We start from the raw sequence: 25,760 nt of genomic DNA, 5'->3' as shown, positions 1-25,760 counted from the left end.
ATTAAATCTAACGTTTTTGATGAAAACACTCCTTAAGTTTTTAAAATATCGTGTCCACTTTTTGCTGACGATTTACATTGTTAAAGTAGATTGTTGGAAACTCATCAAAAATAAGGCTGCTTTTAAGTTGGCCTTTCCTATTGACCAGTTTTATCATTCTTGAAATGAAGAGGGAAAGTACAGGGCCGAATACCTGTAGTTTCTGTGGATTGTTACCAACGCATACAATTTTCGGAGCTTTCGGGTTATTAACATCCAAGGTAAAATCATTGCCGCTCAGAACATAATATAACTGGGGCGAGGATAATCTGGCCAATCCGATTTTTGCGCTGGCGATCTGTCCTTCAAGCTGCTCTTTTGCATTATTCTGAAAGGCGGATATAAATGGGTTGATCAATACTTTGATCTGTTCCTCCTGTTGTAATACGGCAAATAGTGGATCATAATCCACTTGCATCAGCTCTATAACATGTGGCAGGGTGCAATATCTCCCATTTTCATACTTCCGAAGAAACCAGATAATGGCTGTCAGGAAGTTTATGGGACTCTCTACAAAGAAGTCACCTTCCTTTTTTATCCAGTCGCGGTTAAGGCCAAGCATAATGGTACGGCTTGCCTCCGTAGCATCGGTTATATCGTCCATACTTTCGGGATCCAAGGGATTGCACCTGTGATATATTTTCTCGAAATCGATTACCCAAAAGGTTGGCTTCACGGCATAATTCTTCCGATATTTTAACAAGGTATTATAGGTGATTCTGGATAGATCATCGAATTTAAAATCGTATAAGAAGACGGAGAACCCTTTTTTTATATGCTGATCAATGATATGGCGGATAACAAAATAACTTTTTCCTGCGCCAGGGGTTCCTGCTACCAACAACCCTCTGAAAAGATTGATGAAGTTTATCCAACTGTTCCTTATCTTCCCCTTAAGCTGATATTTTGTCGGAAGGTTAACGGAAAATTCGTTTTCCAATAACCGTTCTTCCTGTGGAAAGGTTTCATTCTCGGTATTGAAGATGTCATGGCTAAGCTTTTCTTTTAATAGCCTTGAGAGGTATACACCTCCCGTTAGGATCATAAGGTAACCTATTGATGTCATCAGCATATAGAGTGCTGCAATGACCGCTATTCCGGTAGGAATATAAAAACAAAGTATACTTAGAAAGTAAAGTAATAGTCCGGTAATAATATAGCAAACGATTACCCTAACCTTCATCTTTTCATCCTTTTTGCCCTTTGCTCCCAACAGGGATATTGACAGCAAACCCAGTGCAGCAAGTTTGGGCAAGAAGATGTCGGAATAAAGGCCCGTCTTTGCAATAACACTTATGATTCTATCGGTAATTTCGGCTGTCCAGCTCCATTGTTCAAAAGCTCTATAACAGCATAGGTAAAAATGGATAGCTAATATGAATATGCTGATCAGTCGGGAAAAGTCGATAATTTTCCTTAAGCCCTGTATATCTTCTCCTGTGTTCATGACTGCTTTGGCTTTATCCGTCTTTTTTTCTTTTTGGAAGTAATAGAAGGTGCATATCCGGTATACTCCGGGTCAAGAAGGTCTTTTATTAGTTTATCGGTTGTAGTGGAGACAGTCAGATTGTAAAAGTTGGTTTTTCCGGCATGTTGAAGGTGCTTTTCTTCACTGTGGGGTTTTAGGTAACTGTTTATTCTTTTTGGTTTCGCCAGATAGGTCTTGACCTTATCGTTTTCGGCAAGTTTTTCCTTCAGGGCTTTGGCACTGTAGGCTTTCCCAAGACTGCTGCCATTAAAAACGGTTTTACACCGGTGATCAATGAACGTAGTGCCGTATACAAACCCTTTTTCGTTCTGACGGAAAACAAGCGCTATCCCACTTTTCTGTAATTCGGTAATCAAAGACTGTTTGGTAATGTTTTCATACCTGTTAAGCACCCAGTCGATCCGCTCTTTTAGATCATCGCGATATGGCTTCCTCTTCTCGACACTCTGTTCAAACTTTCTTTCCAACCGTTTAAGGATAGGTTTACTATAAAAGCTGCTTGCCTTGATCGGAACTCCAACTTTATTGCCCTGTCTGTCCAGTACTGAATAAAGAAGACCTTTTTTCCTAAACATTTCGCTTTCCCCATTCCCTCTGTCTGCCACGACGTTGAACTGTTTGAGCACTGCATTAAATTCCGCAAGTGATGTGAACTTATAGCTATTCATCACCGTAGTAACCACATTGCCGATTGCTCTTTTGGTAGGCAAATGTCCATACTGTATTTTTTCAGGATCAATTGCTTTTATGGCTGGCTCTGGATGATATGTTTTGCTCTCTGCTCTTATCAGGCCAAATTCTTCCTCTATGGATTTTCGTGCCTGTTCCGATTTTATCCTTCCTATATTATGCAGGTCTATGGATGTGCCATCTCTCTTTATGTTTACCGTTACAATGTGGAAATGCTGATGAGAAACATCATGATGACGATAGACCAAAAAGGGTTGGTCGCCAAAGCCGATGCGCTCCAGATAGGCTACTGCGATCTGTTGCATTTTAGCATCGTCCAATTTTTCACTTGAATGGAAGTTAAGCGAAATATGCAGTGCATTCGTTTTTACGCTTGGTTTGAGACTGGTTAGGTGTTCAAACCGCGTAAGTTTATGAGCAAAATTCAATTTTTTGATATCATCGGCAAACCCGCTGGCCATAATCAGCGTGGCAGAACCTTCCGTAACCTTCTGCTCGTTATAATGCAATATGCCCCGAATATTTTTACCTATCATGATCCTTGCAACCATTTTTCAGCAAGTTTTGAAACAATGCTTAACAGATGTTCCAGCTTAGGTTCCATCTGCTTATAAACGCTGGCAGTTTTAAGAGCGAAAAAGGCCCGTTCAGCCTCATTCTGACTGGTATGGAAACGATGCGTCTGTTGATTGATATTTATACCTATAGCTTTGATCTCTTTTCTTATCAATGCAAGCTCTTCCATAGGACCATTCATAGAAATATCCCTATGCAAATAGGTTACCCGTTGTTTTGAGAGCATCTTTCTGACCACTTCTCCTATGCTCCTGCAATCACTTTCTTTCCGGACCTTTTCAAGCTTATTAAACTCATTCAAGGTGACCCTAATAACAATCGGATTAGTCAGTACCTGTTCTTGATCTTTGATTTTTTTTCTGGGCATAAATCACACCTTTTAGAAAGTTCAGACTTTGCGAGTTCCGAGTAAAGTCCCCGGCCTCAAGGACGGCAAAGATATTTTCGTATACGAAAATACATCTTTGCTGCTCACCCGCGTGGGCATAGCTGACCTGTCCGAATGTAGTCTAAACTTGAATTATCTGTTAATGGATTGTTTTATCTAAACCTATTTGACCGTACCTCAATTTCAGTAAAGAGGGTCAATGTCTTCTACTTCTTTGGTTGGATGGAGCGGAATAAACGAACGTAATAATTGCCTGATATGTGTTCGGGTATTTCGTACAGGTTTAATGTTTAGCTGTAAGCTCTTTTGAAGAAACTCGGGTGCCTTTGTAAGCTTTTTTCTTATAGTCTTTTTCATGGTTTGAGAATAACTTCTGTCAAAGTTGAAAAAGGTTTATTAGGCTGTTTGACAACTTGTTGGGGAGTGGTTAAAGATTTTTTCCCTTTTCCTAAAAAGAATAGTGATGCAATTTTTTAGTAATTTGTATTATGATTATTTTAATATTCTGTTTATGAGTGAGCCCATTGGTCAGCATCTCAGTTTAGCGTATGGCTTTCTATTAACTTATAAAAAATCAGCGAAGCTCTATCCTCAACAGAGCTCCGCCAATCAATCAGGCTACGTGAGCCATTTCTTCACATGCTTCCGCGCATTTACGGCAAGCCTCCGCACATTCACGACAGTGTTCCATGCCCATCTGGGCATGTTTCTCACATTCCTCTGCACATACATTACAAATTTCGGCGCAGATTCTACAAAGTTGTTCGCTGTAATTACTTCCCAAACTCATAACTTCAGCAGCAGATCGACAAATTGCTGCGCATTCGAGATCCAATTGAATGCATCTTTTAAGATGACTTACATCTTCTTCATTTAAACATGCAATAGCACAATGGTTGCAGATAACTGCACAAGCATTACATGCTTCAATGCAGTTTTGATACTGTTGGTGTGACATAATAAAATGTTTAAGGGTTCAAACTGCTAGAAAAATCATTCTTTAAAAGTGTTATTTTATGATTTATCGACCCAAGCACATAAATTTGTATTGTCTAAGATGAGGAGTAATTATTTTAACAATGCATGGCTTCGGGTGCAATACGAGCTAATCCAATACTTTTAATTGTCAGAATGTTACCAGCTTCTTCTCTTCTCCTCATTTTTTGATAATTTACTAAACTGAATATATTACATAATAGCATGTCGTTTGTTTAAAAAAAGGCAAAATTGTATCCATTTGGCATCGAAAATTTCTTCGAGTAAGTACATCTTATGGATCAATTGTGAAGAGCGTCGAGGTGTTCTGAATAAGCCCATATATACACCGCAATAAAAATTATCGAAATTATCATTAGAACTACACCAAAAATCGCCCCTATTTTCTCTATGCCTGTCATATCTCGCCTCTTTTTTTTAGATGGTCGTCTTTTATTGGGAGAAGCTGTAACTTTCTTAACTTGATTCTTATTCATTTTTATATGCCAATAGCCTCAATGCGTTAAATACTACAACTAAAGTTGATCCTTCATGTGCTACAACAGCCGGACCGATGGAGGCTATCCCGAGAATAGTTAATGGAATTAGAACTGCGACGACACCTAGGCTGATCCATAAATTTTGTTTAATAATACCTTTCGCTTTACGGCTAAGCCCAATTGCAAAAGGAAGCAAATTGAGATTGTCTCCCATTAAAGCAATATCGGCAGTCTCGAGCGCAACATCCGACCCTGCTGCTCCCATTGCGATACCAACAGTGCTATTAGCCATTGCAGGTGCATCATTAACCCCATCGCCCACCATTGCTACATTCTTTTCCTGCTGCCTAAGCTTTTTTATTGCGTCAACCTTCTGTTCCGGAAGCAGGCCTCCCCATGCATCGGAAAGGCCAATCTCTCCAGCTATAGCATCAGCCACTTTTTGATTATCACCGGTTAACATGACCATACGACGAATGCCAACAGCTTCTAGATTGGACAAGGCCGCTTTTGCTTCCGGACGGGGTGTATCCATCACAGCAATCATCCCTATGTAATCTTCGTTTTTTCGTATTATCATGGTAGTATTACCTTGCCCCTCCAATTCCTGTACTTTTTTCACAAAGGTGTCCGATGGTTTCTTTGCATCCAATGTTTCAAATAGGGTAAGGTTGCCGATGTATATTGTATCTCCTTCTAATTTCGCTTTTACTCCTTTACCGAGCACTGCTTCAAGACTCTCCGCAGAAGGAACATGTGTGTTATTGAGCCTTTTTAACCCGTCCCGTACAATTGCTTTCGCCAATGGATGGTCGCTTAACGCTTCTACTGCTATTGTAATCTTAAGCAGGGTTTCTTCATTGATATCTTCAGAAGGAAAAACCGCCGTAAGTTTCGGCTTACCTTCCGTTAACGTCCCTGTCTTGTCGAAAGCTAAAGCAGTTAATGTTCCCAAGTCTTCCAGTGGTTTTCCTCCCTTTATAAGAACACCACCTTTTGCGGCTCGCGCAACGCCGCTGAGTACCGCACTCGGCGTAGATATTGCAAGGGCACACGGACTGGCAGCTACCAACACGGACATCGCTCGATAGAAGCTGTCACTAAACGTTTCATCGGTCACAAGAAACGCAAAACACAGTAAAAACACTAAAATCAGGACAGCAGGTACAAAAAGTTTTTCGAAACGATCTGTAAATTGCTGCGTGGGCGACTTTTGTGTTTGCGCTTCATTAACCATTTTAATCATCCGGGAAATCGTTGAATCACTGGCTTCCCGACTTACCTTCACTTCCAGTGTACCGTTTCCGTTAATTGAACCTGAGAATACTTTGTACTTTGCGTCTAGCGTAGCAGCTTTATTTATATCTATCTCCTCTTTCTCAAATGCCAGCTTATCAACGGGAATACTTTCCCCGGTAATTGGTGCCTGGTTGACCCCACTGGTTCCTTTAACTACAATACCATCTGCGGCAATTTTGGTGTTGGGACGAATAACGATAATGTCACCAATATTAAGTTGTTCGATGGGAACTTCTTCAATTTTATCACCTTGTTTTCTAAAGGCGGTTTTTGGTGCTAAGTCCGTGAGCGCTGCTATTGATTTACGCGCCTTTTCTAACGCAAAGTGCTCGAGTGCGTGCCCTAAACTGAATAGAAATAATAAAAGGGCACCTTCTGTCCACTGCCCAAGTGCCCCAGCTCCGCCAGCGGCCACTAACATTAAAAAGTCAATTTCAAATTCTCCTTTAGAAATAGCCTCATAGGCTTCTTTAATAACATAATAAGCTCCGAAAAAATAAGCTCCGAAAAGGAAACAAAGGGAAACCCATGCAGAGGGACCTTCTAAAAATGATAAACCAAAACCTATCCCCAATAATGTTCCTGAGATAATGCTAAAAATGAGTTCAGCGTTTTTACCAAATATACCCCCGTGAACATGATCATGCTCCTTTGTCTTACTCTCCTCATTCTTTTTATCTATCTGTTTATCTATCCCATCGCTTTTAGGTTTGACAAGTTGCGCATGCTCATTAGAAATTATTTTAATTCCCATACCTGTTATTGAGCGTTCAACTTCCTTTTGATCGATTTTGTGATGGTCGAATTCAACATGTATTACTCCGGTTCCCGAAACCGATACCGTAGTAAAACCTTCAATTCTCTTCAATTTCCTTTCGATAAGCCGCGCATGTCTTACATGTCTAACACCATCTGTGTGTATCAATAAATGCCCAAATTTTTCGGTAAATGTGGCTCCTGCTTTTTTAGCCAAGCTTTGTATTCTTTCGATGGAGATAACATCCGGGTCATAGTGGAAACATAATTGAGCTTTACTTTGCTTATTTTGAGGTTTGAGATGTACCTTTTCAATCCCATTTCTACCTTCCAGCAATTTTATTAAACGCTCAACGCAACGATCCCGTTCATCAGGGATTTCCGGAAGGAGTATGTCTAAGTTTATTTTTGTTTTTTTCATGGTCACCTTTATTGGTTTTGGCACTTGATCCTTCTTTGCTACAATAAGGGATATAATTTATATATAATACAAAGTTTCAGTAACATTTGTTGCCTCTTTATCGCTGGAATCGTGAAGTGCAGGATAACGCGTTATCCTGCTTTACTATTACCTCTTCTATTCCTCCTCCTCACTGTTTTTCATTTTTGACAGCAGGTCATAAGCGCCGTTAACTACTATTTTGGTAGAGTCGATATTTTTCGGAAGAGTAACTTCTACATATCCCGCCTCCGATAGACCGGTCGTTACTTCGACCAGTTGGAAATCGTGCATCTTTTCAGCAGGAGCATTTTCAGATTTCACATTTCTTACACCTTTTTCAATAAATATGTATTTTTTGCCTAAGTAATCTACCACCCCGCCTTCAGGAAGTGCGTTTACCTCGTTGTTACCTGTTTCAATAAACGCCTTAATATAGGTGTTGGGTATCAGGCTCTCACTTTGGATGGTAGCTAAACAGTGTACCGTCACGGTTTTATCCGGATCAATTTCGCGCCCAACTAAAATAACCTTTGCTATTCTTTCCTCTGTCTCATTATTTAATGTAAATCGCACAGATTGGCCTTTTTTCACTTTCGATACATCTTTTTCAAAAACCTTAAGTTCTACATGAAGGTTGACGTTATTAACAATTTCGAACATTACGTCGTTGGGTGCGACAAATCTGCCTACATTGGTATTTACCTTAGTAACGTAACCGTTAATTGGAGCATAGATATTTATCGTACTCCTGATATTTCCTGCACTCAGTGTGGTAGCATTGATATTTATCAATTTTAAACGCTCTTTAAGGGCACTGGTTCTCGACAGCATTGTCAGATATTGCGATTTTGCTTGTTGCACGGTTTTTTGCGCATTGATGTTTTGCTTCGACAATTCCAATTGCCTTTTATATTCGGCATCGGCGAGCTCCAGTTGGCTGTTACTTTCCAGGTAGTCCTGCTGCAGCTGGACATAGTCCTGATTTTCAAGAACGGCAATAACCTGGCCTCTGCGAACTGAAGCACCCTGCAACAATGAAGTAGATTTAACGATACCTCCCAACTGGGTTGTAATGCTATAAAGGTTTTCTGGCGGGACGTCTACAAATCCGTTTACTTTCAAAACACCGCTAAGTGATTTCTTTTCGACGGTTCCGATCTTTATTTGTGAGCCTTTATATTGAGCTGGAGAAAGTTCGACAATATTGGAATTTTCTTCTTCGGCAACTGTTGTTTCCGGCTCCTGTGTTTCCGTGGTTTTGGTTCCACACGAAGAGAACAGCATAAGAATAAGTACTGTTGCTACAAGTATTTGTTTGATATTTATGTTCTTTTTCATTGCTGGATTATTGATTTAAGCCAATAAGGTATTGTGCTGTATATACGGACTGATTGTATTGATTAAGTGCCTGTAAGTATGCAAAACGAATGTCGGAATAAGTCCGAAGAGCTACAGAGAACTCAAGATAACCGATTTCGCCATTTTGAAATGCAACTTGTGCCTGCCGCAAAATCAGATTTGCGTTCGGCAGCGCACTGTTCTGATAATAGTCAATGCTCTTCGAATTTTTCAATAAATCTTGGTTTGCCTGTTGAAATTGCGATTTCAGATTTGTCTGAGCTAAATCGTATTGTGATTCCGCTATTTGTTTCTGAATCTTTGCTGTCTTAATGCGGTTAGCAAAAGGTTTATAGAAGATTGGCAATGCTACACCTACCTGTATTCCCTGAAACCGCTTTCCCGCATCGAACACCACTTCTTGTCCGTTTACATTCTGTGAACCGATTATGGATTGGTTAAAATATCCTAGTGTAAAGTCCGGGCCAGCTTTCGCTTTCTCTATACCAATGCTTTTATCTGCTATCTCTATCTGCTGTTTTTGCATAGAAAGCCACGGATTTTCACTAACACTGCCTGTATTACTTTGCCAATGTTCTTTTTTTAATTCGCTTTCTGAGATTTGGATACTGTCTTGTGTATTAAGGAGCCTTTTCAGCTCGGCCATATAGATCATAATATCTGCTCTATTTTTTTCGAGCTGATTGAGAACTTCATTTCGCTGCGTTTCAGCTGTTGTTTTTTCCAGCAAATTAGTTTCCCCTGTCCGGTAACGCAGGGATGACGCCCTGAGAAAATTATTAAATATAGAGTCTTGGGTATGGTAAAGCTTTTGAAGTGAAAGAAAATACGCAAGTTGTCCGTATGTGCTTTTGACCTGGTAGATTAATTCATTCTCGGTAACGCCGAGATTAAGCTCGCTACTTTTAAGCTGGGCATCGTAGAGTTTACGCTGTTTACCAAATAAGAACGGATTCACAATGCTTTGACTGATCGAAATATTATTATCTCGTTTAATTGTATTCATTTGACCATATTGAAGATCAAAATTTGTTTTCCCAAAGTCAATCGAGGTCCCGCGCAATGCTCTTTGTTGATCGATTTGCAATGCTGCTGAATTCACCATTTGGTTGTTTTTAAGTGCTATTTCAATTGCCTCTGCCAATGTTATCCGTTGGGAAATTGAAGATGGTTCCTGTGCTTTAGAACTATAAGGAAACATCAAGAACGCCAAAAAGGCAACCACCGCAGTTCCTTTTACTATGTGCTTTTTTAGTTTGAAGGACTCAAAATAGGTGTACAATACCGGCAAAACTAGTAGCGTTAGAATCGTTGATGTAATCAATCCGCCAATTACAACTGTTGCCAGCGGCTTTTGGACCTCCGCTCCGGCTGCTGTAGATAATGCCATGGGCATAAACCCTAAAGACGCAACGGTAGCAGTCATCAGTACGGGACGAAGTCTAACGGCTGTCCCTTTTATTACGATTTCTCTTAAATCCTTTATACCGGACTTTTTCAACCGATTGAATTCGGTTATTAATACAATCCCGTTTAATACGGCAACCCCGAAGAGCGCAATGAACCCCACTCCAGCGGAAATACTGAACGGCATTCCTCGCACCAAAAGGGCAAATACTCCACCTATTGCAGCCATTGGAATAGCTGTAAAAATTAATATAGATTGTTTTATTGATCCAAAAGTGAAATACAGTAATAAAAGTATCAGCAATAGTGCCACAGGTACAGCAACAGATAAGCGCCGGCTGGCGGCTTGAAGATTTTCAAACTGCCCCCCGTAAGTAATGTAATAGCCGGTAGGCAATTTAATCTGACTGCCGATTTTCTGTTCAATTTCTTCTACGACACTTTCGATATCTCTTCCCCTAACGTTTAGACCTACGATAATTCTACGCTTTGTATCTTCCCGTTGTATCTGGTTCGGACCTACCTCAAAGTCTACTGATGCCACTTGCGACAATGGGACTTTTTCACCATCGGGCGTTGATATAAACAGGCTGCGAACGTTATCGATGTTCTGTCTGTATTCTTCATCCAAGCGAACTACCAAATCAAAGCGCTTTTCGCCTTCATACACCAGCCCTGCCGCCTGACCGGCAAAAGCGGCATTTACGGCCTGGTTCACAGCCTCGACATCTATCGCGAAACGGGCAAGCCGGTCGCGATCCACCTTAATGACAATCTGAGGGAGACCACTGGCCTGCTCGATATATAGATCAGCAGCCCCTTGGACCGTTGCAACGATTTTGCCTATTTTTCGCGAGAGATCGGTTAGGTGATCCAGATCATCACCGAAAATTTTAATTCCTATGTCCTGTCGCACCCCTGATATTAGCTCGTTGGAGCGTAACTGAATGGGCTGTGAAAAGCCAAAAGTTACACCGGTGACCGGTTCTAGCGCCTCAGCCATTTTATCAGCTAACTCTTCCCGATCAACCGCACTTACCCAATCTTTTTTATCCTTTAGAATAATGGTTAGGTCAGTTGCTTCCATAGGCATTGGATCTGTCGGAATTTCTGCCGCACCTATTTTTCCTACTACCTCTATCACTTCAGGAAATTTGTCGATGAGTATAGCAGAGGCTTGATTGACTTTATCTATCGTTTGGCTGAGGGAACTTCCGGTAAGTAATCTTGTTTCTACCGCAAAATCACCTTCTTCGAGCGTCGGGATAAATTCACCGCCCATTCGGGTAAAGGCAAAAACACTAAGGCCTAGCAAAACTACTGCCGTAAGTACTACAATTACACGATTGCGAAGCGCTATACGGATCATCGGATCATAATACTTATGAAAAAAGTCCATCATACGATCCGAAAAATTGCGCTTATGGCTAATCTTTTTGCTCAATATAAGTGCTGACATCATCGGTACATAGGTAAGGGAGAGAATGAAAGCACCTAAAATGGCAAAGGACACTGTTTGCGCCATGGGACCGAACATTTTTCCCTCTATACCTACAAGTGCAAGAATAGGGAGATAGACAATTAGAATTATAATCTCACCGAATGCAGCGGCAGATCGTATTTTTGAAGCTGACTCATAGACCTCATCATCCATTTCCTTTTGCGAAAGCTTATTGGTATTCCTGCTTAAACCGAGATGATGCATGGTGGCTTCGACAATAATAACGGCTCCATCAACGATTAATCCGAAATCGATGGCCCCAAGGCTCATCAGGTTTCCACTGACCCCGAACATATTCATCATCGAAATAGCAAAAAGCATTGAAAGAGGTATAACAGAAGCAACTACAATCCCGGCCCGGAGATTTCCAAGAAATAGTACAAGTACAAAAATGACTATTAATGCGCCTTCTATCAGATTTTTTGCGACTGTTCCGATCGCCCGGTCAACAAGAGCACTGCGATCCAAAAAGGGCTCAATGGTAACGCCCTCTGGAAGTGTTTTGTTGATACGTGCTATCTTTTCTTTTACCTTGCTTACGACTTCATTTGCATTTGAGCCCTTAAGCATCATTACAATACCCCCAACTGCTTCTCCTTGGCTTTTTTTCGTGGTTCTTGTCAATGCACCATACCGAATAGCATTACCAAGTTTGACTTCGGCAATATCTCTGATCAGTATTGGTACCTGCTTTGGACTTTTCCTGACGACAATTTTTTTAATATCATCAATACTTCCCACCAAACCTTCACTTCGGATAAAGTAAGCATTGGGTTTTTTATCTATATATGCGCCACCTGTGTTTTGATTATTGCGCTCCAATGCGCTAAAAACATCATTAATGCTTAGATTATAACTATTCAGCTTATCCGGATCAAGTGCAATTTCATATTGTTTTAACAAACCTCCAAAACTATTTACTTCCGCTATGCCCGGCGTTCCCAATAATTGCCTGCGTACAATCCAATCTTCGATCGTACGTAATTCTCTTGCGTCATACTTCTCTTCATAACCAGGTTTCGCATGCACTACATACTGGTAGATTTCCCCGAGACCGGTCGAGATCGGAGCGATCTCGGGTTTACCTACATCCGAAGGAATATTGTTACCTGCTTCGGTTAATTTTTCGTTCACCTGTTGACGGGCCCAATAAATGTCAACATCGTCATGAAACACAATGGTGACTACTGAAAGGCCGAAACGGGAAATCGAACGTACCTGCTCTATTTCCGGAATAGTTGACATCGTTTGCTCTACCGGAAAAGTTATTAGCCGTTCCACTTCAGGTGTCGCAAGTGATGGACTTTGGGTTATCACCTGAACCTGATTGTTTGTGATATCAGGCGTCGCATCAATTGGTAGCTGCTTTAACGAATACAGCCCCCAGGCAATCAACCCGAGCGTCATCAAAGCAACAATCAGTTTATTCTCTATAGAGAACTTAATAATTTTATTAAGCATATCTTATTTGAAATGAATTAAAGCATGTAGAATCGTTCCAATAATCGCTAACAGCAAAATCATTGAAAGTAGAAATATACCAACCACCCTTAGGATTTTTATCCATTGAGGTTGCTTGTAGTTCTTTCCTGAACGACCTACGCTTTTTGCTGGTAATGACCTTTTCTTTTTAGCCATAGCCTGAGCAATAATATTATTTGATTTTGGTAATTAAATGGACAAACTTGAGCCCATATACGCACAGAAACGTGCTTAAGAAATCACTTTAGGCGGTTGCCATACATTTATATGGGCTTCCAGGCATTTTCCGGGGGTATGCCAACTATGAGATTCAAGAACAATAGGATCGGGGCTCACAATAATGTAAGCCTTTTGCTGTATTGAAGGTGTAGCACAACATGTGCATTGACAGAATGGTGTACAACTATCTTTGTGATCCTGATTCTTCGATGAGGTAACAGAAAGCTCTGTTCGTTTGTGAAGACTGGTAGTCGCAATTTTATCTGTACACGGCATCATTACCTGAACCAGTACTATTAGCGCACATATATAAGATAACAGCTTCATCATTTGCAAATATATATTTTTTTATATTATGTAACTAACTTTCCAGTTTTTATATGATAGTATAATGGCCTGAAAAGTTAGTTATTCTGAAAAAACAAGAGACGGCTACGGCAAACTGCGTTTCGTTTCTTAATATTTTACTTCGCTAAATTTAATATTCGAAACGCCCCTCTTAGTACAATAGCAAAAACGATTGTACCAACAATCAGGTCCGGCAAACGGGACGCAGTAATGAAAACCAGTATGCCTGCCAGCATAACACCGATATTTATAATTACGTCATTGGAAGTAAATATTTGACTAGCTTTGATGTGTGCCTCATCACTCTTAGTTCTGCGAAGGATTACAAGGGAAAACGCATTCCCGATCAAGGCCAATAACGAAATAACTACCATCATTCCAAATTCAGGTGTTTCTCCAAACCCCATGAAACGTCTGATTACCTCTGAAAAGCCTAAAACAGCAAGTATTATCTGAAAGTATCCACTCGCTTTTGCAATTTTCTTTTTTCGGAGGACTGTCCCACCAACGGCATATAAGCTGAGTCCATACACGAGTGCATCAGCTAACATATCCAAGCTATCGGCAACAAGCCCCATTGAATGAGAAATAAATCCTGTTATAATTTCGAGTATAAAGAAAAAGGCATTGATAATCAGCACATATAGCAGCAGCTTGCGCTCTTCACGCTCTGAACCTACTGCTGAAGTGTTGTCTGCTTCTTCAGTTGAAATGAAACGATCTCCTAAGTTCAGCTCTTTAATGGCCTTGGCTATGCGATCTATATTTCCGGTATGTATCACAATCAGCTTCCTCTCCGGAAGATTAAAATCGAGGTGAATAAGCTCTTCAATCCCGTCTAATTTCATTCGGACCATTTGCTCCTCTGCGGCACAGTCCATATTTTTTATTTCAAAAGTTGATTTTTTCATGGCTATAATTTTATTTTTAAACCACCGTTAACGACGAACCCATCGAGTGGTGCATATATATCACGGAATATGGGCTTTGTAACTGTTCCTGTATAAATACTGTCAAATCTGGTTTGCCGGGTATCCGTAAAGTTCTCAAAATTGACAAAAAGAGAGAAGCGTTCCCATATCTTTTCAGCCATAAAGCCACAGGTCCAATAGGGCTTTCCCGTAGTGCCGTCATTGAGGGCCTGACGGCTATAATAATAGGCTTCCAGTCCAAGTTTCCATTTATCCTCGATCTCATACATGAGGACATTATTCAACCGGTGGCGGGCAGTCAATGGATTCTCCCGCTTTTGTGTTCCTTCACGGAGCCAGGCGTCGGTAAAGGTATAACCGATGAACAGTTTAAAATCACCGTAGCCCAGCTTTACATTCGTCTCCCAGCCCTTCGTATCCACATAGCCGTCTGCATTCACCAATTGCACCGTTCCGGACCCGGCAAATTCTGTAAGTAATGGATCATTGATACGGGTATAAAAGAAGAGCTGGTTTACGCTTAGGCTTACCTTCTCGAAGAGTGTAGTCTTATAGTTGACATCATAGCTTGCGCCATAAGACCGTTCCAGTTTATTTGCCTGTGGACTGATGGGCAGAACCGAACGGAACTGGATGCGCTCCGTTTCTTCGGTAAATATGGTCGGTGTTTTATAGCCCAGACCTCCACCCAAACGGGAAGTCACTTGAGGAGAGATCGTAAAGAGTGCAGAGATCCGTGGCAGGAATACAAAACCGTAATCGATCACATAATCCCCGCGTATACCCGTTTCCAATTGCAACCAATCCGTTGTCTTAAAGGTATTCTGAACAAATCCTCCGAATGTGTTCTGATCATAGTCCCTTTTCTGAAAACCATCTTTTGGGTATTCGCTGAAATTGTCCGTGTAGAGATTGATACCTGCTACCCAATCTGCTCTTTCGCCGTTGTTGTTGTAGGCAATCTCCGAATAGGTTGACCACTGTTTCCCGTCAAACACATAATCGGGAATGGTTATAGTCCTGTTGAAATTATTAACTGAATTCTTGATGGTCAGGCCACTGTTTTCTGTGAACCGGTGATCCAGGGAGAACTGGGTCGAGAACCGGGAGCTTTTATTCTTTTCAAAATAGCTATGGACATTACCGCCTTTTCCTTTTATGAAAAAGATATCCCCGCCGGTACGGTCCTCGAATATGGTGTTTATCCCAACGTTCATGGTAGTTTTCGGATTGAAGTATACGAACAGTTTTGGATTGAGCACATACCTTTCCGTTTTGGGTATGGCAGTAAAGCCTGTATTGGAGGGATCATAGGGCCTGCTGGAATTACGGGATGCAAATACCGTGAGACCGACCTTTTCAAACTTCTGTCCATAAAAACCATTGATGTCCAGCCCACCGGCAGAAGTTCCGTTCAGCAGAAAGCGGAGTTCCCTTTCCTCTGTAGGCGCCTTGGATACCAGGTTCACCAGGCCGGCAATGGCTCCGCCACCATACAAAGTAGATGAAGATCCTTTGATGATCTCTACCTGCTTCAGGTCCAGCGGTGGCGTCTGCAACAGACCGAGGCCGCCGGAGAAACCAGCATATAAGGGAAAGCCGTCTTTAAGTATCTGTGTATAACGGCCATCAAGTCCCTGGATACGGATGCTGGAATTGGCCGAAGTTGCTGAAACTTGTTGTGTTTGTATACCTGTGCTTTCGTTAAGCATCATGCGGATATCCCCCGGTTTCATATTTCCCTTCTCTTCCAGCTCTTCCCCTCCGATAAATTCAACACGCGTGGGAATGTTCCGGATGGTACGGGTACTTCTTGTCGATGAGATAACCACCTCCTCCAGGTCTTCATCGGCTGCTTCAAGATAAACGAAAACGGTATCCGCGGAACCGGGAAAATCCAGTGTATCCCTTTGCTCCTCATAACCTAAATTCCTGAACAGGAAAACATGCCTTCCCTCGGATAAGCCGGTAATGGAAACGGCACCGTTTTCATCGGTTGTTCCACCTCTGCTCGTACCGAGTTGTAATACCGTAGCACCTGCCAATGGTTCCTTTGTATCTGCATCTTTCAGTATGGTTGTTAATGTATGCTGGGCTAAGCACAGATTACCTGTACAAAGCCATAGTATCAAGCCTATAACTTTATTCATTCTTAAATCTTTGTATGTAAATGTAAATATGCTCTTTTAAGGGCAGCTATCAGCGCAAAACGAGAAGATATTAGGCGGTTTTGGGAGGTTGCCAAACCGATTGTGGTGAACTCTGAGGTTCAGTTTCCTCATAATTAAAATATGCTGAAGTAACAGGACATTGTTCAATCAAAAAATCAATTTCCATACTAAAAAGAACAACTCCAGTACAGCTTCCACACGAAAAGAAAGGTGAGCAGGGACAGGTTGGATTATGTTCGGTGCTATCTACTTGTTTATGTTGTTTTTTGACATTGTTCATTCCGTCAATACAGCAAAACTCCTTATTTTCACACGGGATAAAAGATAGGATTACTATATATATGGAAAGTATCGAGATTAAAACCTTCATGGTCCAAATATAGCAAAAGAAGACAAAACAACTAAGCTAATCGAAACCATGTTGTTCCAGCGAATAAACGCTAATCGCACTTTATCCCTCACCATAAAATCAAATACAATTTAAGGCGATCATTCAGTCCGATTTTTTTGTCATAAAATCTTTAGTCACTCCCCAATACGTTGTCAAAAAATGTTATATGTTTTCGGCACTCTTGTAAAAAAAGAGGATAAATGACATGGCCAAAAGATTGTTAGAGAAAAGGAACATAACTTCTGAACAGGCATTAAAAGTTTTAAGAAAGAATGGTATTGACGTTAATGAAGATCAGGCAAAAATAATTTTGGATTTCCTATATATTTTAGCTAAATTGACACTAAATCAATATTTTACAAAATATTAAAACATTCGTTTACTGCAAATTTTTCGCTTATGATTTCAGCATACCTTTATATCCGAGTAAGTACAGATGAACAGGCAAGACGGGGTTATTCTTTAAGAGAGCAGGAGGCAAGACTCCTACAATATTGTACTTTGAACGGTATAGAAGTTTTAGGCATTATCCGTGAAGATCATTCAGCCAAGACATTTAACCGTCCAGAATGGAAAAAGTTGATGATAAAGCTAAAGAAAAAACGTAAGATGGCCGTTCAGATACTTTGCGTCAAATGGGATAGATTCAGCCGCAGTATAGAAGCCGCCTATGAAATGATCGGCGTGTTGAGATCATTAAATACCACTGTTAACTCGATTGAACAACCTGTGGATGTGTCTATTCCAGAGAACAAAATGATGCTTGCCATTTATTTGGCAGTTCCGGAAGTTGAAAATGACAGGAGGGCACTAAATGTTTTTTACGGAATGAGAAAGGCAAGACGGGAAGGGCGGTGGATGGGAACAGCGACTATAGGTTATATAAACAGAGTTACCCCCGATGGAAAGAAATATATCATGCCGAAACAGCCGGAAGCAGACATTATGAAGTGGGTTTTTGAAGAGTTGGCCAAAGGTGTCTATGCCGCTGAGCAGATACGTAAAATGGCCAACGAAAAAGGGCTAAAATGTGAAAGAAATAACTTCTGGAAGATTATCCGTAATCCTGTATATTGCGGAATGATCATTGTCCCTCCTCACAAGAATGAAGAGATGGAATTTGTAAAAGGTCAACATCAGCCGATTATTTCTGAAGTTCTTTTCTACAAGATACAGGATATATTGAATGGGAACAAAAGACCTATCGCAACGAAAGTGGTTTCCAAAGACATGTTACCGTTAAGAGGATTTCTTCAATGTCCCAATTGTAGCAGAATGTTAACCGGAAGTGCGTCAAAAGGACGTCATCGGCACTATTACTATTATCACTGTTCGTCCTCAGCTTGTGGCTGTAGATTTAAGGCAGAGAAAGTGAACGGTTATTTTGAAAGGGAACTGTTAAAGTTTAAACTCATGCCTGAAACGGGCGAGCTTTTCAAAATGGTCGTCTTGGACGAATATCGTTCATCTAATCGCGAAGAACTAGATGAACGGGCCACGTTGTTTAAAAAAATTGAAGAGGAGGAGGCCATTTTGTCCAATGCTAGGAAAAAATTAATGAAGGATGAAATCGATGGCAATGATTTTAAGATCATTAAAATGGAGTGTAATGAAGAATTGAAAAAACTGGAAGCACTATTGGCCAATCTCCCAAGCAAGTCCCAGAATATAAAAACGATAGAAACCTTATTGGACAAAGTAGTAGAAACGTATTCAAATATCGATAAACACTATATGGGGGCAGATATTGAAGGGAAGCGTAGGATTGTTGGTTCGATGTACCCGGAAAATTTGTGTTTTGACGGAACTAAACATCGAACCGCCCGACTTAATGAGGCATTGTCACTTATTTTATTGATAAACAGCGAATTAGAATCAATAAAAAAAGGGAAAGATTCGTTTAATTTGAATCTTTCCCCTGAGGTAGCCCGTAGGGGAATCGAACCTGCTTACTATCAATCTATTTATCAGTATTTTACAAACTTCCCTTTTCCTAACTCACCGAATCACTCACTGGTTTGACATACGTTTTAGCTGCAATTGCCATGATGCTAATATAGTCAAATTTTATATTAAAAAGAAACCGAAATAGAAGCTTTCAGTATTATACCAGACGTCCATTGAGGCGATCTTGAACAGCACTAAAATAACTGTCGCTTATCGGAAAACCCTCTTCCCTTCCGTACAGATATAACCGATGACCATCGACCATCCGTATCTTTGGAAATGATACAATATACGATTTATGTATTCTCACAAAAAAGCTTGCCGGGAGTCGATTTTCAAGGTCCTTTAAATTGAGTAAAGCTAATGTTTTCTGTCCATCATGATTGATGGCAATATAATTACGCATACCCTCAATATAGTCCACGTCTACCAGGTTAATTTTTATAATCCGACCTTTCAATTCCGTCCTTACGAAAATATAATCACCATCCAATGTTTCCGGCCCCAATTCTGATTTTTCCTTCTTATAAAGGTGTTTGAGAATACGGTTCGCTGCCTGCAAAAATCTCGACTTGGATATGGGCTTGAGCAGATAATCTATTACTTCCAGATCAAAGCCTTCGGCAGCAAATTCACTGTAAGCTGTTGTCAGTATAATGCTGGTTTTACCATGAACCAGTCTGGCAAGATCCATACCCGACATTTTCGGCATCTGTATATCGGAAAACAAGAGGTCAATTTTATCCTCATTGACAACGCGCAAGGCCTCCAATGGGTCATTGGTGGAGGTAACGACTTCAAAAAAGTCGAACTGCCGCAAATGATGCTTCAGTACCTCAATGGGATGACTTTCATCGTCTACTATTACACAACGGATCATAAATTAGCTATTCTATATATTTCTTATCTCGAGATTCGCTTCGTGCGAATACTCCTCATTTTTGATTTCAAGATGGAAGCTGTCTCCATAAGCTTGCGTCAGTCTTTTTTTTAGATTATCCAAACCGATACCATGTGAAATCTCTTTCGGACCATCGCGTTTCCTGTTCCTTACAACAAACTGAAAAACTTTACCCTCTGCTGCTGCTTTAATCTGAATAGGATGGATTGGATTCTCAAGGTCTCCGTGTTTGAAAGCATTCTCTACCAGTGTTATCAAAACCAATGGAATAATTCTCCTTGCAGTTAAATTCCCCTCTATTGAAATATCAATAAACAGCCTGCCAGCATATCTTAATTGATAAATCTGTATGAGCTTCTTGATCTGTTCAATTTCCCTTGTGATAAGCACACCACTTTTATCGTCCTGTTTGTTCTCCATTGCATATCGCATGATATCATCCAATAATAAAATAGCATCAGCTACATCAGGGCATGAGGTAAGGCTTTTTGCATATAGAAAACTTAGTGTATTATGGAGAAAATGGGGATTGATCTGTGCGCGTAAGAATGCATGCTCTGCCAGTACCTTATCATTTTCCACCTCCAATTTTTCTTTTTCCATCTGTTTTAAATTGCGTTCTTTTAAAAGGGTTTGCATACCAAAGAAATAGCAAAGAGATAAAACGGTTACACCTAAATAAAACCATAAAGCAGTAACAAGGAAGCGGTTCAATATAACGCCCCGCGGAAAATGTATCCTACTTTTATAGAAAACGGGTTCCAACACATAACTCTGTAAAAAATAAAGGAGCAAAAAAAGCAGGCAACCTAGAAAAAAACCTCTGGTTGATTTAGCTACCCCTCCTTTCCGAAATGCATTAGAAAAAAAATAGTAACTGAGATAACAACCGTAAATTATCGGAAGTATATTCCAGAATATTACGTCGAAATCGCTGGTGGTCGCAATACCGACCAAAACCTTCATCCATAAACAGAAGACGAAAAACAAAATCCAGAAGAATAGATGCCTTGCGATTTGAGAATCACGCATGATTTGGATAACTCCTTTTTTCCCCATCACAATATTAATCTAAATGAAATAATGTAAACGCGAGTGGTTTTTTATCTATCATCAGCCTTGCCTGCTTTTCTTGATAAGCGTTCAAAGATTTCAACAAAGTTGCACTGTTTTCCATAAATAATTCTATTTTCAATGTGTCGTTTTCAATTGAACTGGTGATTACTTTAGCTCTCCTTTTTTGATCTTTTTCATACGTTCTAAGCAGGATCGTTTCATTATTGCCACTAAAATCTTTTGCGCCATCAAGTGAACAGAACCATAAAGTGATACCATGATCCTTTTTTTTCGCATCAACTAGTCTACCATGGATAAAAACCGGAACCTTTATGCCAAATATTGTAATGACAATCAATATAAAAGCAACAACATTAACTAAGATACCGATTCTATCTAGTTTTTTAGGTAAACCTGTTAAAAATAAAACCTTCTCCATATCCAATCAGTTATAATATTAAATTTGGCTATGAACTAGAGTAGCATAAGCTCCACAACCGTTGTTTAATAAGTCCTCATGTTCTCCTATTTCTACGATTTTTCCATCATCCATTACTACTATATTGTCAGCATATCTAACGGTACTTAATCTATGAGCAATAATGATGACCATTCTATCTGTAAAAAATTCTTTTAAATTTTTTACTATCTTCTTTTCTGTAACAGCATCCAAGGCACTTGTTGCTTCGTCCAAAAAAAGAATCTTAGGCTTTTTAAATACCGCACGTGCAATTAAGATCCTTTGCCTTTGGCCAGAACTCAAACCTAGTCCATTTGATCCTATCTTTGTATCATATTTTAAGGGTAAACTTTCTATAAAGTCAGCAATACAAGCTATATTAGCCGCATGCGATACATCTTCGATATCAACATCTTCTTGACCGATAGATATATTATTTGCTATCGTATCATTAAAAATATAACCATCTTGCAAAACTGTACCACAGCTTTCACGCCAAGTTCTAAAAGGAATACTATTAATATCTATATCACCTATATGAATATTTCCGTATGTCGGCTGATAAAACCGAAGTAAGACTTTTGCCAAAGTTGTTTTGCCGCTGCCACTCGCTCCAACAATTGCTGTTATCTTTTTTGATTTTAATATTAAATTGATGTTCTTAAGAGACATCTTTTCCAGCTCGGACTCAGAATACCGAAAATGCACATTATTCAATGTAATATCGCTTTCAGGTATGCTATTTTGAGGTATCGGTTTAGTAGTATAGACATATGCATTCTCGGATTTAATCTGATTTATCTCTTGTATACGCTCGATGCTTAATTTAGCTTCTTGAAACGATTTGATAAAATCCACCAACTGAACCAAAGGCTGATTTAATTGTCCATTTATATAGGTAATTGACAACATGGCACCAAGAGTTATTGAATCGTTTATAACTAAACGGGCAGCGATGAATGAGATGAGGATATTTTTAAACTCATTGATGAAAAGTGACCCACCGCTCTGCAGTTGATTCACCTTTAATCGTTCAAGATTGATCTCAAAAAGATCATACTGGGTTTGTTCCCATTGGCGCTTTTTAATCTCTTCCGCGTTATGAAGTTTTATTTCTTGCATACCGTACAAAAGCTCTACATTCTTTTCGTTACTGATTGCGAGCTGTCTAAAGCGTTGATTGTCGAGCACATTTCTTTTTGGTAAAAAGTATTTAAGCCAGTAAACATAAACTAAACTCATGACAAGAAATATAAAAAATATTGCATAACTATAAATGAACAGCACAATTCCAAAAACTATTAAGCTGAAAAACGAAAAGATAGCACTTAGCGTTCCAGAGGTAAGAAATTGTTCAATCCTTTGATGATCTGCAATCCTCTGAAGGATATCACCTGTCAATTTTCTGTCAAAGTAGGACAATGGCAATTTCATTAGCCTTCCAAAAAAGTCAGATAGAATAGATATATTAACCCTGGCACTAATATGTGTCAAGATGTGATTGCGGTAAAAATCCACAGAAGTTTTTCCTATGAACATACTAAGCTGTCCTAAAATAACAAGATATATGAAGTTGATTTCTTTGTTGCGAATACCTGTATCTACTAAATTTTGAGTTAAAAAGGGTAATATAAGCTGTATTATTGACCCCAGTAAAAGACCAAACACAATGCAGGCAACGGCTTTCTTATAATGTTTTAAGTAATTTAGTACGAAATCAAGTGGTCTTAGCTGATCCATAGACAGCGATTCTTCAAGTTTTTGCTCGTCCGGTGGTGAGAAATACATAACATATCCCTTGTCTCCTGCCCCCAGCCATCCTTCCCTAAATTTCCTGTGACTGTATCTGATCTTACCAATAGCTGGGTCTGCGACATAAACAAATTTCATTGTGATTTTATAAACTACGATGAAATGCGATTTATTCCAATGTACTATGGATGGATGATTTGTTGATAATTCGAGCTCTTTTAATGTTTCTGAGCGGGCAGACACACCATATCCAAATCTTTGCGCAACTCTTGAGATTTCCAACATGCTGATGCCGGTCTTATCGGTACCTGATAATTCAGAAAGATATCCCGCAGATAATCTTTGACCATAGTGATTGAAAATCATCCGTAGACAAGTAGCACCGCAATCCCGTTGGCTAAGTTGTCGATACAGTTTGAACGAATTGGAAAACATCTTACTATGCTGATTTTACAATTGGATTTGTTTTGTCTAATTTGTATCGTTTTGAACGATAATACTGATATAGAAAATCATAAATAACCAATTCATGAAGTCTGGAATCCGATATTATTATTCGATTGACCATCATATGTATCAGGCTTCTCAATAAGTCTTTGACAGAAACTTCTAACTTATTACATCGGTCGTTTATTAATAATTCGGAAACTACTCCCTCCATTTTTTGTGTTTTGATTGTAAGAGCCTCGGCAATGAAACGATCAGTTGTTTCATTACTCATAAAGTTGTTTATCTTTTTTTGTTGTGTTCTGTATTTATCATTTATTCTCTTTTTTATAGCTATATCGGTTTTGAATTCGTCATTAAATGCGCTTTTCAAAAGGAAAAGCAGACTCTCCTTATCTGTTATGCTGTAAGAGAAGGCTGCGAGTAGAGAATCAATAGCTTTTAAACAGATCAACCAACGCTCGCTATCATAATATCGTCCTCTGATATAATTCAGTATTTTTAAAGTGCATTCACTATCAAAATAAAAGAGTTTTTCCACAGATTCTATTGAAGAACTTCCGTATCTGGAAATTTCTCGCTCATAAGTATCCAGTTGCACCTTCCATATGAGCCCATTTTCGGCATAGCTTTTTATTTCACTGTTTACCAATGCAATCACTTTGCCTATATCCTCGATATTTTTGACATTTATGCGAAAACGAATATGAGGCATCGGATCATTATACCTAATAAAGAACCAGGTATATCCTACTGTGTTTTCAGTTAGTACTTCCAAGATCCGGAAAATACATTCTGTTAAAACTTTGTCTGCCGACTTCTCACCACAATAAAACTTATAATAAATCCATTCGCTACCGACAAGGAATTTAGGTTGAGCCTTTTTCTGTATAGCTAAATTGTGATCCTTTATACTTAAATATTTGTCTTGGTTTGTAATTTGTTTGGGAAATAGCTTTTTATGGAAAATACTGATAAACTGATTGGTCAGTACGCCATTTTCACTGCTAACTATGTTGCTTGGTTCTACAAATTCCTTCAAAACAAAATATTTCCGTGAACTTATGGTGTCAATTAACAAACGTATTGATGTTTCGTTTGTAAAGTCAATTAACAATTCATTGTCGGATTCGGCCAAGACAACTTTATCCGTAATATTCCACTTTGATCTAAAAATTGCTATCTCATCTCGCAGCATTCCAAACTCCAGACCTTTTAATTTAACAATTTCATCTGTCTTCAACTTCCACTGTGCGAGCTGTAAAATCACCTGTTTGTACTGAACTCTCGGAAAGTAAGTATGTTGCTTTTGCAACTCTCCCCAACTCAAACCTAATCCAGATCTGACATCTTGGAATTGAATATCTGCCAAGAAGCGATAGACTGGAAGCGCATTCAATTTATAGTTATGGGCATTACTCAATCTTGGCTTTACCACCTTATCCAATGATTTGGACCGTAGTATGATTTTATTATTCCGGACACTGACTAAAATATCACTTAGCTTTATTTGCTGTCCGCTGTTTTTTGAGGACCTCGCCAAATAAGGAATTTCATAATCGCGAATCGGGGGATGGATAAGAATATTGCCAACACGATCTTCAGGCAAATGCACAATTTCTGCAATTATTTCTTGATCCGAATGAGCCTTTTCTATATCCGCAATTATTTTAATGTGATTTCTAATATCTGTGTCTGCATGGGCAAATCTGGAAAGTAAATTTACTCCACTCGCCCCACCTACAGTCTCTATGAACAACGTTGCATCGTTAGAGCTAATAGATCTGAACATTACATAAAACGACAAGGGCATGTTATGCCAATTGCTATCAAAATCCTTAAGATCCTCATCGGTAATTTTGATGACGTTCTTGTTTTCTGAGAGGCATGATAATAATTTCTCGTTTAAATATGACTCCACTTTTCCCCAATGTTTAGTGGTATCTCTTTCCCGTTGCACGACACTTAGGTCACTAACAAGCTGAGAGATAGGCTTTCTTGGAACATTCGGGTACAATAATCCAGACTCACTATCCAGAGCAATCAATAAAGGAATTTCATTATCCCCATATCTTTCATAGAATCTTTTCTTAAAGCTTTCAAGGTCTTCATTCGGCCTATAAGTATTTAATTTGTTTAGCACTTCTAATGCCGATTGTAAATCGTCAGCAAAAAGTGGACACGATATTTTAAAAACTTAAGGAGTGTTTTCATCAAAAACGTTAGATTTAAT

The 25,760-nt window shown here is 39.5% G+C and carries 17 protein-coding genes and 1 pseudogene; 1 reads left to right on the top strand and 17 read right to left on the bottom strand.

Annotation, left to right across the window (positions count from 1 at the left end; genetic code table 11):
* Positions 1-70: 70 nt before the first annotated feature.
* From EPX21_RS13705 to EPX21_RS23485, 12 genes and pseudogenes are all read right to left on the bottom strand, one after another.
* Positions 71-1,486: pseudogene (locus EPX21_RS13705) on the bottom strand (YWFCY domain-containing protein); the annotation flags it as partial.
* The gene (locus EPX21_RS13700; RefSeq protein ID WP_240768685.1) at positions 1,483-2,769 is read right to left on the bottom strand and encodes a relaxase/mobilization nuclease domain-containing protein; all 1,287 of its coding nucleotides are present in this window, start codon (positions 2,767-2,769) and stop codon (positions 1,483-1,485) included. The gene EPX21_RS13700 and the pseudogene EPX21_RS13705, both read right to left, overlap by 4 nt.
* Positions 2,751-3,161, bottom strand: coding sequence for a mobilization protein (locus tag EPX21_RS13695; RefSeq protein ID WP_134090263.1), 411 nt, complete (start codon positions 3,159-3,161; stop codon positions 2,751-2,753). The genes EPX21_RS13700 and EPX21_RS13695 overlap by 19 nt, the downstream gene beginning before the upstream one ends.
* Before the next feature lie 204 nt (positions 3,162-3,365).
* Positions 3,366-3,539, bottom strand: a complete 174-nt coding sequence (locus EPX21_RS22735) for a hypothetical protein (protein ID WP_166670770.1) — start codon at positions 3,537-3,539, stop codon at positions 3,366-3,368.
* A 256-nt stretch (positions 3,540-3,795) separates the two neighbouring features.
* Complete coding sequence (locus EPX21_RS13690; protein ID WP_134090262.1) at positions 3,796-4,140, bottom strand: four-helix bundle copper-binding protein; 345 nt, start codon at positions 4,138-4,140, stop codon at positions 3,796-3,798.
* A 506-nt stretch (positions 4,141-4,646) separates the two neighbouring features.
* Positions 4,647-7,133, bottom strand: coding sequence for a heavy metal translocating P-type ATPase (locus tag EPX21_RS13685; protein WP_134090261.1), 2,487 nt, complete (start codon positions 7,131-7,133; stop codon positions 4,647-4,649).
* A 156-nt stretch (positions 7,134-7,289) separates the two neighbouring features.
* Positions 7,290-8,492: an efflux RND transporter periplasmic adaptor subunit gene (locus EPX21_RS13680; RefSeq protein ID WP_134090260.1), complete on the bottom strand. Its 1,203-nt coding sequence runs from the start codon at positions 8,490-8,492 to the stop codon at positions 7,290-7,292.
* Positions 8,493-8,499: 7 nt separating this feature from the next.
* The gene (locus EPX21_RS13675; RefSeq protein WP_134090259.1) at positions 8,500-12,882 is read right to left on the bottom strand and encodes a CusA/CzcA family heavy metal efflux RND transporter; all 4,383 of its coding nucleotides are present in this window, start codon (positions 12,880-12,882) and stop codon (positions 8,500-8,502) included.
* Between the two features lie 252 nt (positions 12,883-13,134).
* Positions 13,135-13,449, bottom strand: coding sequence for a DUF6660 family protein (locus EPX21_RS23490; RefSeq protein WP_370450987.1), 315 nt, complete (start codon positions 13,447-13,449; stop codon positions 13,135-13,137).
* A 137-nt stretch (positions 13,450-13,586) separates the two neighbouring features.
* Positions 13,587-14,381, bottom strand: coding sequence for a cation transporter (locus EPX21_RS13670; RefSeq protein WP_134090258.1), 795 nt, complete (start codon positions 14,379-14,381; stop codon positions 13,587-13,589).
* A gap of 2 nt (positions 14,382-14,383) precedes the next feature.
* On the bottom strand, positions 14,384-16,552 hold the full coding sequence (locus tag EPX21_RS13665) for a TonB-dependent receptor domain-containing protein (protein ID WP_134090257.1): 2,169 nt from the start codon (positions 16,550-16,552) through the stop codon (positions 14,384-14,386).
* 70 nt (positions 16,553-16,622) lie between these two features.
* Positions 16,623-16,943 carry a DUF6660 family protein gene (locus EPX21_RS23485; RefSeq protein WP_370450986.1) on the bottom strand — a complete coding sequence of 107 codons (321 nt, stop codon included), beginning with the start codon at positions 16,941-16,943 and terminating at the stop codon, positions 16,623-16,625.
* 420 nt (positions 16,944-17,363) lie between these two features.
* Between EPX21_RS23485 and EPX21_RS13660 the strand changes: the two genes are divergently transcribed.
* Positions 17,364-18,986 carry a recombinase family protein gene (locus tag EPX21_RS13660; RefSeq protein ID WP_240768684.1) on the top strand — a complete coding sequence of 541 codons (1,623 nt, stop codon included), beginning with the start codon at positions 17,364-17,366 and terminating at the stop codon, positions 18,984-18,986.
* A gap of 82 nt (positions 18,987-19,068) precedes the next feature.
* Here EPX21_RS13660 and EPX21_RS13655 read toward each other — a convergent pair whose 3' ends face one another.
* From EPX21_RS13655 to EPX21_RS13635, 5 genes are all read right to left on the bottom strand, one after another.
* Positions 19,069-19,791 carry a LytTR family DNA-binding domain-containing protein gene (locus tag EPX21_RS13655; protein ID WP_134090256.1) on the bottom strand — a complete coding sequence of 241 codons (723 nt, stop codon included), beginning with the start codon at positions 19,789-19,791 and terminating at the stop codon, positions 19,069-19,071.
* Between the two features lie 12 nt (positions 19,792-19,803).
* Positions 19,804-20,415, bottom strand: a complete 612-nt coding sequence (locus EPX21_RS22730; protein ID WP_166670769.1) for a sensor histidine kinase — start codon at positions 20,413-20,415, stop codon at positions 19,804-19,806.
* Between the two features lie 463 nt (positions 20,416-20,878).
* The gene (locus tag EPX21_RS13645) at positions 20,879-21,307 is read right to left on the bottom strand and encodes a hypothetical protein (protein WP_134090254.1); all 429 of its coding nucleotides are present in this window, start codon (positions 21,305-21,307) and stop codon (positions 20,879-20,881) included.
* A gap of 18 nt (positions 21,308-21,325) precedes the next feature.
* Positions 21,326-23,515, bottom strand: coding sequence for a peptidase domain-containing ABC transporter (locus tag EPX21_RS13640; protein ID WP_134090253.1), 2,190 nt, complete (start codon positions 23,513-23,515; stop codon positions 21,326-21,328).
* Between the two features lie 4 nt (positions 23,516-23,519).
* Entirely contained in the window at positions 23,520-25,715 is a 2,196-nt protein-coding gene (locus EPX21_RS13635) for a lantibiotic dehydratase (RefSeq protein WP_255502203.1), read from the bottom strand.
* Positions 25,716-25,760 lie beyond the last annotated feature (45 nt).

Origin of the sequence: Olivibacter sp. XZL3 (assembly GCF_004368405.1) — a bacterium.
Taxonomy (GTDB): domain Bacteria; phylum Bacteroidota; class Bacteroidia; order Sphingobacteriales; family Sphingobacteriaceae; genus Olivibacter.
Note: the sequence above shows the minus strand (reverse complement) of the source record. Positions and strands in the feature narration are given on the sequence as shown.